The organism is Litchfieldella xinjiangensis, from assembly GCF_000759345.1.
Classification (GTDB): Bacteria; Pseudomonadota; Gammaproteobacteria; order Pseudomonadales; family Halomonadaceae; genus Litchfieldella_A; species Litchfieldella_A xinjiangensis.
On sequence record NZ_JPZL01000003.1, the window covers coordinates 541,157 to 557,437 of the forward strand.

General features: G+C 60.3%; 13 protein-coding genes. 9 read left to right on the forward strand and 4 right to left on the reverse strand.

Going from position 1 to position 16,281, the window contains the following annotated elements:
- The first annotated feature begins 27 nt into the window (after window positions 1–27).
- A complete protein-coding gene (gene thiO, locus JH15_RS14770; protein ID WP_043531607.1) occupies window positions 28–1,122 on the forward strand; it encodes a glycine oxidase ThiO in 1,095 nt (364 codons plus the stop codon).
- 26 nt (window positions 1,123–1,148) lie between these two features.
- Here the strand turns inward: thiO and JH15_RS14775 are convergent, their stop codons facing one another.
- Entirely contained in the window at window positions 1,149–1,409 is a 261-nt protein-coding gene (locus tag JH15_RS14775) for a PP0621 family protein (RefSeq protein WP_043531609.1), read from the reverse strand.
- Between the two features lie 100 nt (window positions 1,410–1,509).
- Between JH15_RS14775 and JH15_RS14780 the strand changes: the two genes are divergently transcribed.
- Entirely contained in the window at window positions 1,510–3,141 is a 1,632-nt protein-coding gene (locus tag JH15_RS14780; RefSeq protein ID WP_043531610.1) for an NAD+ synthase, read from the forward strand.
- 73 nt (window positions 3,142–3,214) lie between these two features.
- On the opposite strand, the gene JH15_RS14785 is transcribed toward JH15_RS14780, so the two are convergent.
- On the reverse strand, window positions 3,215–4,030 hold the full coding sequence (locus JH15_RS14785; protein ID WP_043531612.1) for an outer membrane protein assembly factor BamD: 816 nt from the start codon (window positions 4,028–4,030) through the stop codon (window positions 3,215–3,217).
- Window positions 4,031–4,193: 163 nt separating this feature from the next.
- Between JH15_RS14785 and rluD the strand changes: the two genes are divergently transcribed.
- A complete protein-coding gene (gene rluD / locus JH15_RS14790) occupies window positions 4,194–5,153 on the forward strand; it encodes a 23S rRNA pseudouridine(1911/1915/1917) synthase RluD (protein WP_043531613.1) in 960 nt (319 codons plus the stop codon).
- Entirely contained in the window at window positions 5,150–5,920 is a 771-nt protein-coding gene (gene pgeF / locus JH15_RS14795) for a peptidoglycan editing factor PgeF (protein WP_043531614.1), read from the forward strand. Before rluD ends, pgeF begins: the two co-directional genes overlap by 4 nt.
- Before the next feature lie 5 nt (window positions 5,921–5,925).
- Here the strand turns inward: pgeF and treF are convergent, their stop codons facing one another.
- Window positions 5,926–7,548, reverse strand: coding sequence for an alpha,alpha-trehalase TreF (treF, locus tag JH15_RS14800; RefSeq protein ID WP_043531775.1), 1,623 nt, complete (start codon window positions 7,546–7,548; stop codon window positions 5,926–5,928).
- A gap of 205 nt (window positions 7,549–7,753) precedes the next feature.
- Here treF and clpB point away from each other — a divergent pair, with 205 nt between their 5' ends.
- The 3 genes from clpB to ilvN all read left to right on the forward strand — a co-directional run bounded on the left by clpB (window position 7,754) and on the right by ilvN (window position 13,081).
- On the forward strand, window positions 7,754–10,360 hold the full coding sequence (gene clpB / locus JH15_RS14805) for an ATP-dependent chaperone ClpB (RefSeq protein WP_043531616.1): 2,607 nt from the start codon (window positions 7,754–7,756) through the stop codon (window positions 10,358–10,360).
- A 505-nt stretch (window positions 10,361–10,865) separates the two neighbouring features.
- On the forward strand, window positions 10,866–12,590 hold the full coding sequence (locus JH15_RS14810) for an acetolactate synthase 3 large subunit (RefSeq protein WP_043531618.1): 1,725 nt from the start codon (window positions 10,866–10,868) through the stop codon (window positions 12,588–12,590).
- Window positions 12,590–13,081, forward strand: a complete 492-nt coding sequence (gene ilvN, locus JH15_RS14815; protein WP_043531620.1) for an acetolactate synthase small subunit — start codon at window positions 12,590–12,592, stop codon at window positions 13,079–13,081. Before JH15_RS14810 ends, ilvN begins: the two co-directional genes overlap by 1 nt.
- 51 nt (window positions 13,082–13,132) lie before the next feature.
- Here ilvN and ilvY read toward each other — a convergent pair whose 3' ends face one another.
- Window positions 13,133–14,011 carry an HTH-type transcriptional activator IlvY gene (gene ilvY, locus JH15_RS14820; RefSeq protein ID WP_043531622.1) on the reverse strand — a complete coding sequence of 293 codons (879 nt, stop codon included), beginning with the start codon at window positions 14,009–14,011 and terminating at the stop codon, window positions 13,133–13,135.
- A 171-nt stretch (window positions 14,012–14,182) separates the two neighbouring features.
- On the opposite strand from ilvY, the gene ilvC reads away from it, so the two are divergent.
- Window positions 14,183–15,199 (forward strand): ketol-acid reductoisomerase, encoded by a 1,017-nt coding sequence (gene ilvC / locus JH15_RS14825; RefSeq protein WP_043531624.1) that lies wholly within the window; start codon window positions 14,183–14,185, stop codon window positions 15,197–15,199.
- Window positions 15,200–15,344: 145 nt separating this feature from the next.
- On the forward strand, window positions 15,345–16,181 hold the full coding sequence (gene pssA / locus JH15_RS14830) for a CDP-diacylglycerol--serine O-phosphatidyltransferase (RefSeq protein WP_043531626.1): 837 nt from the start codon (window positions 15,345–15,347) through the stop codon (window positions 16,179–16,181).
- Window positions 16,182–16,281 lie beyond the last annotated feature (100 nt).

The following is a 16,281-nucleotide window of genomic DNA, read 5'->3' on the forward strand; positions in this document are numbered from 1 at the left end:
CGTAACTTCGTGTGAGTGATGGCTGACGTGAGTGATTTTCTGATTATTGGCGGCGGCGTGATCGGCATGCTGACTGCATTGCAACTGGGCGATGCAGGTCATGGGGTCACACTGTTCGAGCGAGGCGAATGCGGCCGAGAAGCTTCCTGGGCGGGAGGTGGCATCGTCTCGCCGCTGTATCCGTGGCGCTACAGTGCCCCGATCTCGCAGTTGTCACGCTGGTCGGAGGGAGTCTATCCCGAGCTGGCGCTGCGCTTGCTGGAAGAGACGGGCATCGATCCGGAGTACCGCCAGCGGGGGTTGCTCTACCTGCGGGTCGAGGACGCCCCGCAGGCCTTGGCGTGGGCGCGTGATGTCGGCAAGCCGCTCGAGCGAGTGGATGCGGCGTTTCTCTATGCCAAGGAACCGAACGTGGCTCCGGGATGTGACGGGGCGCTGTGGATGCCGACCTTAGGTAGCATTCGCAACCCGCGATTGACCCGGGCCTTGCGAGCGCGGCTTCAAGCGATGCCCCAGGTGCGTCTCGAAGAGGGCGTGGCAATCAATGCGCTCAAGCGTAGTGGAAACGACATTGCCGCGCTGGAAACCGAGGCGGGCAACCGCTCGGTTGGCGCTGGGCAGCAAGTCATCGTTTGCGGAGGGGCCTGGGCGGCAACGTTGCTCGATTCGGTGCAGGTCACGCTGCCGGTGCGCCCCGTAAAGGGACAGATGATTTTATTCAAGACTGAACCGGGCGTGGTGAATCGGGTAGTGCTGATGGACGGCCGTTACGTGATTCCGCGTGCCGATGGACGGGTGCTTGCCGGGTCGACGCTCGAGGAGACGGGTTTCGACCGCTCCACCAGCGAGGAAGCGCGTGAATCGCTGTGGGAGAGCGCTAAGCGCATCGTCCCGGCCCTGGCCGAATGTCCTGTCGAGCATCACTGGGCCGGGTTGCGCCCGGGGTCGCCAGCAGGAATCCCGTTTATCGGCGCTGTGCCGGGGGTTGGCAATCTATACGTCAATGCCGGCCATTATCGAAACGGACTGGTTCTGGCACCGGCGTCGACCCGACTATTGGTCGACGGCTTGCTGGGTCGGACACCGATTGTCGACCCGACGGCCTATCGGCTGCCCGGGTAGGCGCTGAATTAGAGGGTCGTCGTGAATCAGTCGCGGGGCGTTTGCTCCGCGAGATACTTGTCACGGTGATCGCGCGAGCAGAACCATTCACCGCGTTCTCGCAGGGCCTCGCTTTCGGGCAGGTGCACCTTGCAGTATATGCAGCGCACCATGGGATCTCCCTGTACTCGTTGGCGTTCGGCAGGTGCGTCGCGCTCGAGCTTCCACTCGCGATACATGCGATAAAGCTTGATGCCGGCGTAAAGCAGCACGACGAAAATGATCAGACGAATGATCAACAGGTTCATCCTTCTATGACTCCCTTGTGAAGCCGCTGACGTTTTGCCTGGGGCGCGGCCATGCGGGACAATGACGGTAACCCCTGAGTTTCGAGAGATTTCTACGCCCATGCAAGAGCTGACGCTGGTAATGGCCCAACTCGACCCGCTGGTCGGGGATATTCCTGGCAATACCGACCTGGCGATCGAGGCCGTCCGCGAGGCGCGGATCGAGCACCGTGCGGATGTCGTCGTGTTGCCCGAGTTGTTTCTGACGGGCTATCCTCCCGAGGATCTGTTGCTACGTCCTTCCATGGAAACACGCCTGGCCGAGGCGCGATCTCGCATGGCTTCAAAAATGGCCCGAGACGTCATGGTCATTGTCGGCTACCCCGGGCGTCGTGACGGCAAGCTCTATAACCTGGCTGGCGTTCTCTATAACGGAGAGTGGCAGGGCGAGTATGCCAAGCAGGCCTTGCCCAACTACCTGGTATTCGATGAGCAGCGCTACTTCAGTCGTGGGCGTGATCCGCTGGTCATTGAACACCAGGGCGCGCGGCTGGGTGTACTGATCTGCGAGGATATCTGGCAAGAGGCGCCTGCCGCCCAGGCGAGCGAGGCGGGGGCCGACATCATCGTCAGCCTCAATGCCTCGCCCTATCATCAGGACAAGACCGCGGAGAGGCTGTCGCTGCTGAGCCAACGCGCCGCTCAGATTCAGTGTCCCCTGGTCTATGTCAACCAGATCGGGGGCCAGGACGAGTTGGTCTTCGATGGCGGCTCGTCGGTAGTCGATGCCCAAGGACAGCTTCGCGTGCAGGCACCGCACTGGCAGGTGGGGCTGATGCCGGTACGCTTCGTCAAGGACGCTGCTGGCTGGGTTCCCCAGGCCGGGGAAACCGAACCCGAGGTGACACCCGAAGAGAGCCTCTACTGCGCGCTGGTCACCGGCTTGCGCGACTACGTCAACAAGAGCGGTTTCAAGGGCGTGGTATTGGGGCTATCTGGGGGCATCGACTCTGCGCTCTCGTTGGCCATCGCCGTGGATGCGCTGGGTGCGCAGCGCGTTCAGGCGGTGATGATGCCCTACCGCTACACCTCGGATATCTCACGGGAGGATGCGGCCAAACAAGCCGAGATGCTGGGTGTGCATTACGAGGTCATGCCCATCGCACCGATGGTCGAGGCCTTCGATACTACCCTGAAGGAGAGCTTTGCCGGGCTACCCGAGGACACCACGGAAGAAAATCTGCAGTCGCGGGTAAGAGGCGTACTGCTGATGGCCATCTCGAACAAGAAGGGGCTGATGGTGCTTACCACCGGCAACAAGAGCGAGATGGCGGTGGGCTATGCCACGCTCTATGGCGACATGGTCGGCGGTTACAATGCCTTGAAAGACGTCTACAAGACGTGGGTCTACCGACTGGCACGCTGGCGCAACGCCGAGGAGCCGGCAATTCCCGAGCGAGTGATTACCAGGCCCCCCTCGGCGGAACTCGCCGAAGACCAGGAAGATAGCGACTCGCTTCCTGGCTACGACACGCTCGATGCGATCCTGTCTCGCTATATCGAAGGCGACATGAGCGCCGAGGCGATCATCGATGAGGGGTTCTCCCGCGATGATGTCTATCAGGTCGTGAAATTGGTCGATCGCAACGAGTACAAGCGGCGCCAGGCGCCCGTGGGCGTTCGTGTCACCCCGCGCGGTTTCGGACGGGATCGTCGTTACCCGATCGTCAACGGTTGGCAGCCGGGCGAATGACACAAGGCGGTGAGTACTGCCAGAAACGCAAGACCCCGCCGAAGCGGGGTCAAACCTAGGCGTTCATGACATGTCACACGGACAGCGGGCGGGCGTCGACATGCAGCGGGCGGAACGTACGGCCATTCAATCGCTCATGGTTGGGGGCGTTCTCGATCAGCACCGATAGTACTTCACTGGCCCGGTCACGCATGTCGAGCCCTAGATAACCCTCCACCATGACGGCGAGCGCATCCCGGGTGGATTGCGACTGCGGATACTGCTCGACGACCCAGCGGCCGCGCTCGACGGCAGCCAGATAGGCGCCCTTGCGCAGGTAGAAATCGGCAACATGCAGTTCATGCTCGGCCATCACGTTGCGTAGATAGACGATGCGCTGACGTGCATCGGCAGCATATTCGCTATTGGGGAAGCGCTGCACCAATTCACGGAAATCGGTATACGCATCGCGTGACGCCCCGAGGTCGCGTTTGGAGATGTCGATCAGTTTCAGGCGCTCCAGGCTGAAACGTCCGGCCTGATAGGCGGCCAGGCCACGCATGTAATATGCGTAATCCACCTGAGGGTGATCGGGGTTGAGCCGAATGAAGCGGCTGGCCGCGGCCCGGGTGGCGTCCCAGTCATCGGTCTCGTAGTAGGCATAGATCAATTCCAGCTGCGCCTGCTCGGCATGTTCGCCGAAGGGGTAGCGGGTATCCAGGGCCTCGAGCCGCTCCACGGCGGTGGTGTAACGACCATCCTCCAGTGCGGTGCTGGCTTGGCGATAGAGCTCGTCCTCGGGGATCTGGGGAACCGACTCCTCTTCGCTGCCATTGCTGGCGCAGCCGGAAACCATGATGGCAGCGAGGGCGAAGGCACCCAGCCGGGTACCGCGTGTGAAAAGGCGCATCATCATCCTCATGTCTATCACCCGGGGCGGCCGTGGTAGAATTCACCGCATTGGGCTCACTGTAAAGCACTCACTATAAAGGACTGTCGGGCGCCATGAAATACGGACCGGCTCCTGGCTCTGCCCGTCGGCACTTCCGATTCACGCAAGGCGCCCTAATTTTATGACCGAAACCGTCAATCGACACGAACGCATTCCCAACGACCTGGCCGGTCAGCGACTTGATCAGGTCGCTGCGACGCTCTTCTCCGAATTTTCGCGGGAGCGGCTCAAGGCCTGGATCAAGCAGGGGGCACTCACGCTGGATGGCCACACGGCACGCCCCAAGGACAAGATCTATGGGGGCGAAACCCTGGTGCTCGAGGCCGAACTGGAAGAAGACCGGCGCTTCGAACCCCAGGCCATCGAGCTGGCTATCGTCCATGAAGATGATGACGTACTGGTCGTCGACAAGCCGGCGGGGCTCGTGGTGCATCCTGCAGCAGGCAATCCGGATGGCACCTTGCTCAATGCGTTGTTGCATCATGATCCGGCATTGGCCAGCGTGCCACGGGCGGGCATCGTTCACCGTCTGGATAAGGACACCACGGGCCTGATGGTTGTCGCCAAGACGCTGGCAGCTCAGGCAGCTCTCGTCGAGCAACTCCAGGCGCGGACGGTGTCACGGGAATACGACGCTGTGGTTACCGGTGTAATGACTGCCGGTGGCACCGTGGATGCGCCGATTGGCCGACACCCCAAGGATCGCAAACGCCAGGCCGTGACCACTGCCGGCAAGCCCGCTTTGACCCACTATCGGGTGACCGAGCGATTCCGCGCCCATAGCCATGTGCGCTGCCGCCTGGAGACAGGGCGTACTCACCAGATTCGTGTGCATATGGCGCATAAGCGCTTTCCGCTGGTGGGCGATAGCATCTATGGGGGGCGCTTGAAATTGCCGCCCGGTGCCGATGAGGCACTTAAGGACCTGCTGCGTGAGTTTCCCCGTCAGGCGCTGCATGCACGCCGGCTGGCGTTCCTGCATCCGACCAGCGGGCGCAAGCTGACGTTTCGTGCCGACCTGCCCGACGATATGCTGATGCTGCTCGACTACCTGCGCAACGACCATGAGACGATGCGATGACCGAAGCCTCCGGCGCGAATACCTCCCTGCAGCATCCGACTTTGATACTGCCCGACTGGCCGGCCCCGACCACGGTGGGGGCCTTTGTCACCACGCGTGAAACCGGGCCCAGCCAGGGCGCCTTTGCGGCTTTCAATACCGCGATGCATGTGGGCGACGATCCGCGGGATGTAGCCCAATGCCGTGAATTGCTCAGAGCGCAGCTGGATGACGATCGGCCGCTGATGTGGCTGGACCAGGTGCATGGGGCCAAGGTCCAGCAGGCCTATTCCGAGGCATTGCCCCAGGCCGATGCGGCGGTGGCGTTCGACAAGCGTTATGCCTGTGTGGTGCAGACAGCCGACTGCCTGCCAGTGTTTTTCTGCGACAGGCTGGGTACACGTGTCGGCGTGGCGCATGCGGGCTGGCGCAGCCTGGCCAGCGGCGTGCTGGAAGCTAGCGTAGCGGCCCTGGGTCTGGAGCCCGAACAGATCATGACCTGGCTAGGCCCGGCGATTTCCAACGCCCAGTTCGAAGTCGGGCCCGAAGTGCGCGATGCCTTCGTTGCCGTGCAGCCCGAGGCGGCCAGTGCCTTCGAACCAAGCCCTTACCGGCTTGGGCACTTCATGGCCGACCTCTACCGCCTGGCGCGCTTGCGCCTGGAGCGTCTTGGGGTCTCCCACATTAGTGGGGGGCATTTTTGTACCGCCTGCGAGCCACGCTTTTATTCCTACCGCCGTGACGATGGTCACACCGGTCGCATGGCCAGTGTGATCTGGTTGCGCTGAAGGGTTCATTCGGCTGCTTGCGGATACATGGCCAGCAGGCGACGCAGTACGGCATTGGTCCAGCCGAAGCCGTCCTGGGCGGGGTACTCCCCGCCGCTGGCGCGTTCGTTGTCGATCACATCATACTTCTCGATCAGCTTGTGCTCCTCTTCGAAGCGTTCGAGATTGGTGGCGATCCAGCGTGTCGCGATCGTCTCGGCCAGGCCCTCCTTGCCATAGCGCTTTAGCCCTTGTATGGCGACCCATTGTTGTGGGGCCCAGCCATTCGGGGCGTCCCATTGCTGGCCGGACCGGTGCTGCGTGGTACGCAGCCCTCCGGGCGCTAATAGCCTCGCTTCGAGTGTCCTTGCCAAACGCTCGGCCTGTTCGTCGTGGGCGATGCCGAAGTAGAGGGGAAACGCGCTGGCGCTACTCAGCACGCCAGTGAATTCGCCAGAAGCCCACAAGTAATCACCGAAGGCCTCGAGTGAGTCGCTCCATAAGATATCCCGTATGGCTTCGCTGCGTTGGGCTGCCAACCTATGGTAGCGCTCGGCCGCTTTCGGGTTTCCTTCAAGCTGGTAGGCTTTGGCTAACGTCTCCTCGAGATGGACGAGCAGGCTGTTCAAGTCGACGGGTACGATTTGCGTGGTGCGGATGGTGGCGAGCCGTTCACCATCGGCCAACCAGCGGGAGGAGAAATCCCACCCGCTCTCGGCGCCGGCGCGCAGGTCCCGCCATACCTGTTCCTTGGGGCGAGAGGTTCGCTCGGCTGTCTCGACATCCTCGCGGTACGATTCCTGGCGTGGCGTGTCGGTGTCGTCCCAGTAGCGATTGAGTAGTGCGCCGTCCTGGAGTCGAACGACACGGCGGTGAGCGCTGCCAGGGGCGAGTTCATCTGCCCCAGCCATCCAGTAGTCGTATTCAGCCTGGAGCGCCGGCAAATAATTGGTATAGACATCTTCGCCATCCAGTGAGGCGAGCAGGTTGACCATGGCGGCAAAGAAAGGGGGCTGCGAGCGCGTCAGGTAGTAGGTGCGATTGCCGTTGGGAATGTGGCCGTAGTGATCGATCAAATGAGCGAAGTTAGCCACCATGTCACGCACGCGCTGTGTTTCGCCGCTTTCCAGAAGGCCAAGCAAGGTGAAATAGGAATCCCAATAGTAGATTTCATCGAAGCGCCCGCCGGGCACGACATAGGCATGGGGAAGCGGTAGGCGTGACGACCAACGAGGGGTGTCGCTGTCGGGCTCCCGGGTCAGCATGGGCCACAAGGCGTCGATATGCTCGGTGATAGGCAGGCCGTCCGGTGGTGTATCGGCATCGCCTGTATCCTCTTCTCGAAAATACGTCTCGACGAAACGTGACAGGGCCTCGTCGCTCAGTGCTCCCTTTTCACGCTGCCGAGCGAAGGCTTCGAGTACCGTTTCGGGCGCTTCGGTGGGAACCAGATCGACGAAGGTCTTACTGTCTTCGAAGATACCGCGCAGTTGCACCTCGACGAACAAATCCCCCCATAGTTCATCGGGAGGCGGCGGCGTCTCGTTTCGTGCTGCAGTTCGGTCATTGCCCGAGGCTAAAGAGGCGAAAAGAAGGCCGAGCGCCAGCAGCATGCATAGCGAGACAGCGGGTGAGGTTCGACGCGTCATGACAGGCTCCTTATCAAAGGCGTGACAGCCAGGCAGGGGGCTGGCTTTCAAGATAGGTGCCTTGGTTGACCTTCATCAAAGCGTGGGTCGATTTATTATTCGAAGCTTGAAAGCGCTCCGTGACACCTCCATAGATAAGGTCAAGACGTAAGACAGGGCCGATACGGTGCGTCCGAACGCACCGTCACCCCGATGGAGGAATTAGATGCGACCCGATAAATTTACCGGAAAATTGCAAAATGCCGTGGCCGATGCCCAATCGTTGGCGGTAGGCCGTGGCCACAATCAGCTCGACCCCGGTCATTTGCTGATGGCGCTGCTTGATGCGTCCGATACTGGCATCAAGGGGTTGGTACAGAAGGCCGGCGGCGATGTAGCGAAGTTTCGAAGTGAGCTGTCAGAGTATCTCGAGAACTTGCCAGAAGTCGGTCAATTCACCGGCGAGGTACAGCCTTCCCGGGACTTCGTGCGACTGTTAAACCTGGCTGACCGGGAAGCCCAGAAGCGGGGCGACCAGTTCATTGCCAGCGAGCTGGTTCTGCTCGTGGCACTGGATCTCAACCATGCTGTCTCCAAGGTATTGACTCAGGCCGGCCTGACGCGCAAGGGGGTGGCCGAGGCCATCGACAGCTTGCGGGGCGGCCAGCGTGTCGATGATGCCAATGCCGAAGAGAAGCGCGAGGCGCTGGAGAAATATACTCTCGACCTGACGGCGCGTGCCGCCGAAGGGAAGCTCGATCCGGTCATTGGCCGCGACGACGAGATTCGCCGCACCATCCAGGTGCTGCAACGTCGTACCAAGAACAATCCGGTGCTGATTGGCGAACCTGGTGTGGGTAAGACCGCTATCGTCGAGGGGCTGGCCAATCGGATTATCGATGGTGAGGTCCCAGAAGGGTTGAAGGACAAGCGTGTCCTGTCGCTGGATATGGGTGCGCTGCTCGCGGGGGCCAAGTTCCGTGGTGAGTTCGAAGAACGCCTGAAAGCCGTGCTCAACGAACTCGCCCAGGAAGAGGGTCGCGTGATCCTGTTCATCGACGAATTGCATACCATGGTGGGTGCCGGCAAGGCCGAGGGCGCCATGGACGCAGGCAACATGCTCAAGCCGGCCCTGGCACGTGGCGAGTTGCACTGTGTGGGGGCCACCACACTCGATGAGTACCGCAAGTACATCGAGAAGGATGCGGCGCTGGAGCGTCGCTTCCAGAAGGTGCTGGTCGATGAACCGTCCGAAGAGGACACGATCGCCATCCTGCGCGGTCTCAAGGAGCGCTATGAGGTTCATCACCGCCTGAATATTACCGACTCGGCCATCATTGCCGCGGCCAAGCTGTCGGCACGCTACATCACTGACCGCCAGTTGCCCGACAAGGCGATCGATCTCATCGATGAGGCCTCGTCGCGTATCCGGATGGAGCTCGATTCCAAGCCCGAAGAGATGGATCGTCTCGACCGACGTCTGATCCAGTTGAAGATGGAGCGGGAGCAACTCAAGAAGGAGACCGACGAGGCCTCCCGCAAGCGGCTGGAAACGCTCGAAGCGCAGATCGATGAGCTGGCGCGGGAATATGCCGACCTCGAGGAAGTCTGGAAGGCCGAGAAATCCAGCATCGAGGGCGCCGCACAGTTCAAGGCCGATCTCGATAAGGCACGTGTCGAACTCGACGCGGCCAAGCGACAGGGTGACCTGGGCCGCATGTCCGAGTTGCAGTATGGCGTGATTCCCGAGCTCGAACGCAAGATCAAGGAGGCCGAGGAGAGCGAGGGCTCTCCCGCCGCCGAGCACAAGCTGCTGCGCTCCAACGTCACCGAAGAAGAGGTTGCCGAGGTCGTTTCACGCTGGACCGGTATCCCGGTGTCGAAGATGCTCGAGGGTGAGCGCGACAAGCTGCTGCGTATGGAGGAAGCCCTGCATCAGCGGGTGATCGGCCAGGATGAAGCCGTCAATGCGGTGGCCAACGCCGTGCGCCGCTCCCGGGCGGGCCTGGCCGATCCCAACCGCCCCAATGGATCGTTCCTGTTCTTGGGCCCGACCGGTGTAGGCAAGACTGAGCTGTGCAAGTCCCTGGCCAGTTTCCTGTTCGATACCGAAGACGCCATGGTCCGCATCGATATGTCGGAATTCATGGAAAAACACTCTGTGGCCCGCCTGATCGGGGCGCCTCCCGGCTATGTCGGTTATGAAGAGGGTGGCTACCTGACCGAGGCCGTGCGCCGGAAGCCTTATTCGGTTCTTCTGCTCGATGAGGTCGAGAAAGCGCATCAGGATGTTTTCAACATCCTGCTCCAGGTGCTCGAGGATGGTCGTCTGACCGACGGCCAGGGCCGCACTGTCGATTTCCGAAATACGGTGATCGTGATGACGTCCAATATGGGGTCGGACATCATCCAGCGTATGGGGGTTGGCAACACCGAAGGCGAACAGGGCGAGAAGAGCTACGATGAGATGAAGGAGATGGTCATGGCGGTCGTGGCCGATCATTTCCGCCCCGAGTTGATCAACCGCATCGACGAGGTCGTGGTGTTCCATGCCCTGGGTCAGGCTCAGATTCGATCCATCGCGGATATCCAGCTCAATCGCCTGCGGGACCGGCTAGCCGAGCATGAGTTGTCTCTCGAGGTAAGCGAGGCCGCCATGACGCAGTTAGCCGAAGCTGGCTTCGATCCGGTATACGGTGCACGGCCGCTCAAGCGGGCGATTCAGAGCCGTATCGAAAACCCGCTGGCACAGGATCTCCTCGCCGGCAAGTTCACGCCGGGCGATACCATCCGTGTCGATGCCGAAGGCGGCAGGCTGGTCTTCGTCAAGTAACGCTTAATCGGGTCGCGTCCAATGGCCTGTCTTGCCCGCCCCGGAGGGGCGGGCTTTTTATTGCTCACGCTTGCGCCTGGCTAGACCATGGGCTACCCCCAGCACTTTCGCGGTTGACAGTCATGCATCGCTATTGGAATCTTGTCGGTTCCTGATTGCGGGCGCGGGCTTCAACGGGCAATCCCCTACTGCCGCGCGAAGGGTAGGCTGCATGGCCTCTACCCGCCGAAGGACTTACCGGGTCCGGGCTAACCGCCTGACCTGGCCAACCCCCCCGACGCGGCAAACCGCCGTGAAAGGGAGCCTCTGGTTCATGTCGCGAGCGAAGGCAAAGGCCTTACGCAGTCATGAGTCGGGGTTCCCGAATGAGAGTGCAGGCCCTAACCGGGTCATATGCCAGGGTTTGGCATCAGGTGCCGGTGTGACCGGCAGCGGCATACCGCCGCACTCGACGTCGTGGCCAACGGCCCGACATGGCACTCGAGACCTCCAGGGGAGACATACTGTGGAACTTCTTTCCGGCGCCGACATGATCGCCCGCTTCCTCCAGGACGAGGGCGTCGAATATATCTATGGCTATCCCGGTGGGGCGGCGCTTCACATTTACGATGCGCTGTTCCGTCAGGACAAGGTCAAGCACATCCTGGTGCGCCATGAACAGGCGGCTACCCATGCAGCCGACGGCTATGCCCGCGCGGCAGGCAAGCCGGGGGTCGTGCTGGTGACATCCGGGCCTGGTGCGACCAATGCCGTGACCGGTATCGCCACCGCCTATATGGATTCGATTCCCATGGTGGTGTTGTGCGGTCAGGTGATGAGCCACCTGATCGGGGACGATGCCTTTCAGGAAACCGATATCGTGGGGGTGACGCGCCCAATCGTGAAGCACAGCTTCTCGATACGCCATCCTTCCGAGATTCCCGAAGTGCTCAAGAAGGCCTTTTATCTGGCCTCGACGGGGCGTCCGGGGCCGGTGGTCGTGGACATTCCCAAGGACATGACTGCTCCCACCGAGCGTTACGAGTACGTGTATCCCAAGAAGGTCAAACTGCGCTCCTACAATCCGGTGACGCGTGGCCACACAGGGCAGATCAAGAAAGCGGTCGAGCTGATGCTAAAGGCCAAGCGTCCGGTGTTCTACACCGGGGGCGGGGTGGTGACCGGCAATGCCAGCGAGGGACTGACCGATCTGGTACAGCGGCTGGGCTTCCCCATTACCACGACCCTGATGGGCATTGGGTCCTACCCGCAGGGTGATCGTCAGTGCCTCGGATGGTTGGGCATGCATGGTTCCTATGAGTCCAACATGGCCATGCACCATGCCGATCTGGTCATTGCCATCGGGGCGCGTTTCGACGATCGCGTGACCAACAATACCTCCAAGTTTTGCCCCACCGCCAAGATCGTGCATGTCGATATCGATCCGAGTTCCGTCTCCAAGACGGTGCGCGCCGACGTGCCCATCGTCGGCCCGGCGGGTAGCGTCATCAACGAGATGATCAGTCTCATCCAGGGCAAGGATATCGCTCACCCCGAGGCGCTGACCGAGTGGTGGGAAAAGATCGAAGGGTGGCGGGCCGAGCGACAAGGCAAACTCTACGAGCCGTCTAATGAGGGTGAGGTTCTCAAGCCGCAGGAGGTGGTCGAGGCGGTCTATCGGGCGACGCGTGGGGAGGCCTTCGTCACCACCGATGTCGGTCAGCATCAAATGTTCGCTGCCCAGTATTACAAGTTTGCCAAGCCCAATCGCTTCATCACATCGGGCGGGCTGGGCACCATGGGGTTCGGTTTCCCGGCCGCCATGGGCGTCAAGATGAGTTATCCCGACGATGATGTCGTGTGCATCACCGGCGAGGGCAGCTTTCAGATGATGATGCAGGAGCTCTCGACCTGTAAGCAGTACGGGGTCGGTGTGAAGATCGTCAACTTGAACAATGGATCGCTGGGCATGGTGCGCCAATGGCAGGACCTCAACTACAAGTCCCGTCATGCGCATTCCTACATGGAGTCGCTGCCTGATTTCCAGAAATTGATCGAATCCTATGGCTTCACCGCGTTGCGGGTGCACACCAAAGAAGAGCTTGAGCCTGCGCTGGAGCGTGCCCTGGCCGACAAGCACGAGCTGGTGTTCCTGGACGTTTATGTCGACCCGCACGAGCACGTCTATCCGATGCAGGTGCCGCTGGGCGCCATGCGTGACATGTTGCTTTCGAAGACGGAGCGGACCTGATGCGCCATATCATTTCGATCCTGCTGGAAAACGAACCTGGCGCACTGTCCCGGGTAGTGGGGCTGTTTGCCCAGCGCAACTACAATATCGAGACGCTGAACGTGGCGCCGACCGAAGATGCAACCCTGTCTCGCCTGACAGTGACCACGAATGGCGATGACCGGGTCATCGAACAGATCACCAAGCATCTCAACAAGCTCATCGATGTGGTCAAGCTGGTCGATCTGACCGAAGGGAATCATATCGAGCGTGAATTGATGTTGGTCAAGGTCAAGGCACTAGGTGCTGCCCGTGATGAGGTCAAACGTACGGCGGATATCTTCCGCGCCCAGGTGGTGGATGTGACACCCAGCCTGTACACCGTTCAAATCACCGGTGATGCGGGTAAACTCGATGCGTTCCTGCAGGCGATGGCGCCGGTGGGTATCCTTGAAGTGGCGCGCACGGGGGTCTCGGGCATTGCCCGCGGCGACAAGGTGTTGAGCCTCTAGGTGTTTGCCATTCAAAGCCGCTCTTCGGAGCGGCTTTTTTATTTGCTTCTCCTACACTTCCGCCCAGAGTGCGCTAATCAGGGGGCTCTTGAGCCGCCGCTGCGCTACGCATAACCCCACATCGTAATGGGGAAGCTCAGGCTTGACGGGCAGGATCCGGATGCGGTCGATCAGCGGACTGTTATCGAGCACGATCTTTGGCACCACGCCTACCCCGAAGCCCAGTCCCACCATGCTGACGATGGCCTCGTTGCCGGCGACCTGGGCATAGATCTGTGGTGTCACGCCTAGAGCCTTGAACCAGGTATCGCTGTGCTCACGTGCCAGGCCCGATTCGGAAAGAATCATCGGTACGCCACGCCATTGCGAGGGAGTGGGTATGTCAGGCGTCTCGGGGAGCCAGGCGGCGCCATCCCGCGGAGTAATGAATACCAGCGGCGAGGTGGTCATGGGCTTGAATGCCAACGCATCGGGTAAGGTGCGCGGTCGGGGCGTTATTGCCATGTCTTCTTCCCCGCTAAGCACTCTCGCTGTCGACTCGGCCGGATCCCCGGTGTGCAGCTTGATCTCGATCCGGGGGTGGCGCACCCGAAAGTCGCTCAGCAATTCATAGAGGAAGCTGTAACTGGCTGTTACAGAACAATAAATGCTGATTGCGCCGGATAGCGAGTGGGTTTCTTCCATCAGGGCGTGGCATACCGTCTCCCACTGCTCGATAGCGTCCCGGGCGTATGCCTGGAAGCGTTTACCCTGGGGTGTCAGCGAGACATGGCGGTTGTCTCGCTCGAAGAGAGGCGCGCTTAGGGTCTCTTCCAGCTGGCGAATAGTGCGGCTCAGCGTCGATGGGCTGATGTGGCAAGCGTCACTGGCCCGACCAAAATGCAGGCTCTCGGCCAATGTCAGAAATTGCTGTAGCGAGCGGATATCCATTAGCGTTTCAATAAATGAAATGTGTTATTGCAAATATAGCGTTTTACGCAACGTTTTGCCTGCCGTATTGTGCCCTCAATGCCTTGGGTTACGACAACTCAACCCAGTGCCGCATAAGACGGCACGGGTGGCCATCAACGCTGATACCTAATTTAAAATCGGAGAATAGTCATGCGCGTTTATTACGATAAGGATTGTGACCTGTCGCTGATCCAGGCCAAGAAGGTGGTGATCGTGGGTTACGGCTCCCAGGGGCATGCCCATGCCAATAACCTCAAGGAGTCCGGCGTCGATGTGACCGTTGCCCTGCGCCCGGGGTCTTCTTCCGCGGCTAAGGCCGAAGGCGCTGGCCTCAAGGTTGCTTCCGTGCCGGAGGCTTGCCAAAGCGCAGACGTCGTCATGATCCTCGCGCCTGACGAAAACCAGAAGGCCATCTACGAGCAGGAGATCGAGCCCAACCTCAAGGAGGGGGCGACGCTGGCCTTCGCTCATGGTTTCAATATCCACTACAACCAGATCGAGCCGCGTAAAGATCTCGACGTGATCATGGTCGCGCCCAAGGCGCCTGGGCATACCGTTCGTTCCGAGTTCGTGCGTGGCGGCGGAATTCCTGACCTCATTGCCATTCACCAGGATGCCACGGGATCGGCAAAAGAGTTGTCTCTCTCCTATGCGGCGGCCATCGGTGGCGGACGCAGCGGCATCATCGAGACGACTTTCAGGGACGAAACCGAAACGGACTTGTTCGGTGAGCAGACCGTTCTTTGCGGCGGTGCTGTAGAGCTGGTCAAGGCGGGCTTCGAGACCCTGACCGAGGCCGGTTACGCCCCCGAGATGGCTTACTTCGAGTGCCTGCACGAGCTCAAGCTGATCGTCGATCTCATGTATGAAGGCGGCATTGCCAACATGAATTACTCGATCTCCAACAATGCGGAGTATGGCGAGTACGTGACTGGCCCTGAGATCATCAACGAACAATCTCGTGAAGCCATGCGCAATGCGCTCAAACGCATCCAGACCGGCGAATACGCCAAGATGTTCATTCAGGAAGGGAATACCAACTATCCTTCCATGACTGCCCGTCGTCGCCTCAACGCCGAGCACCCGATCGAGCAGGTCGGTGCCAAGCTACGTGGCATGATGCCGTGGATCGCTGCCAATCAGCTGGTCGACAAGTCCAAAAACTGATTGTTCATCAGCACGGCAAGAAGGGCACGGATTTCCGTGCCCTTTTTCGTTGGGGTGTCGTCATCCTTCGCTATCGTTTAGGGTCAGTGTGTAAAATGGACGGGCGCCAGCTAGGCGCTTACGTGCGGCAAGGGAGCCCTGAGTCATGAGCCAAGAACCCAGCAACACCGAGCACCGAAAGGCCGAGCACGCCGATGACGATATCGCGTCGACCTTTATCCGCGAAACCGAGGTGGTCGAGGAGTCCGTGGAAGATGGCAAGAAGGTGCGACGCAAGGGAATCTACTTACTTCCCAATCTGTTCACGACGTCGGCACTTTTTTCGGGCTTCTTCGCCGTGGTGGCGGGTATCAACGGGGATTTCACTGCGGCATCCGTGGCGATATTCATTGCCATGGTGTTGGATGGCTTGGATGGGCGCGTGGCCAGGATGACTAATACCCAAAGTGCTTTCGGCGCCGAATACGATAGTCTGGCCGATATGCTCTCCTTTGGCGTCGCTCCGGCGTTGGTGGCCTTTACCTGGATTCTTCAGGACATTGGTAAAACCGGCTGGGTCGTGGCCTTCCTGTTTGTGGCCTGCGCAGCGCTACGTCTGGCGCGCTTCAACGTCCAAATAGGAAGCGTGGACAAGAAGTGGTTCATTGGCTTGCCAAGCCCTTCGGCAGCTGCCGTCGTGGCTGCCAGCGTCTGGACCTTTCATAGCTTTGACGCGGATGCATTCGCCTTCAAGCTACTCATGTTATTTGTCGTCGCAGCAGCAGGTGTGCTGATGGTCAGCAACATTCGCTATTACAGCTTCAAGGACATCGACCTCAAAGGGCCGGTGCCCTTTGTTGTGCTTTTGGCCATTGTGCTGGGCTTCGTGGTCATCTCGGTTGAGCCATCCGTGATGCTCTTGCTGCTATTCGGCGCTTATGTAGCATCGGGCCCAGTATTGGCCGTGATGCGCAAGATGAAGCCCGCCTCGAGCAAGCCATGAAAAAGTTTCACCAGGGGCTTGTCATGTCGCCCCGGGAAACGTAAAGTACGCATCCGCTGCCGGCGACGGGCAACGTTGCAGGCGGTGGAGGATGGTGCAA

Bases quoted from the DNA above. Each gene is read 5' to 3' on its own strand.
- ilvY (WP_043531622.1), bottom strand. From the start codon at position 14,011: ATGGATATCCGCTCGCTACAGCAATTTCTGACATTGGCCGAGAGCCTG.
- JH15_RS14780 (WP_043531610.1), top strand. From the start codon at position 1,510: ATGCAAGAGCTGACGCTGGTAATGGCCCAACTCGACCCGCTGGTCGGG.
- ilvC (WP_043531624.1), top strand. From the start codon at position 14,183: ATGCGCGTTTATTACGATAAGGATTGTGACCTGTCGCTGATCCAGGCC.
- JH15_RS14775 (WP_043531609.1), bottom strand. From the start codon at position 1,409: ATGAACCTGTTGATCATTCGTCTGATCATTTTCGTCGTGCTGCTTTAC.
- pgeF (WP_043531614.1), top strand. From the start codon at position 5,150: ATGACCGAAGCCTCCGGCGCGAATACCTCCCTGCAGCATCCGACTTTG.
- treF (WP_043531775.1), bottom strand. From the start codon at position 7,548: ATGACGCGTCGAACCTCACCCGCTGTCTCGCTATGCATGCTGCTGGCG.
- pssA (WP_043531626.1), top strand. From the start codon at position 15,345: ATGAGCCAAGAACCCAGCAACACCGAGCACCGAAAGGCCGAGCACGCC.
- clpB (WP_043531616.1), top strand. From the start codon at position 7,754: ATGCGACCCGATAAATTTACCGGAAAATTGCAAAATGCCGTGGCCGAT.
- ilvN (WP_043531620.1), top strand. From the start codon at position 12,590: ATGCGCCATATCATTTCGATCCTGCTGGAAAACGAACCTGGCGCACTG.
- rluD (WP_043531613.1), top strand. From the start codon at position 4,194: ATGACCGAAACCGTCAATCGACACGAACGCATTCCCAACGACCTGGCC.
- JH15_RS14785 (WP_043531612.1), bottom strand. From the start codon at position 4,030: ATGCGCCTTTTCACACGCGGTACCCGGCTGGGTGCCTTCGCCCTCGCT.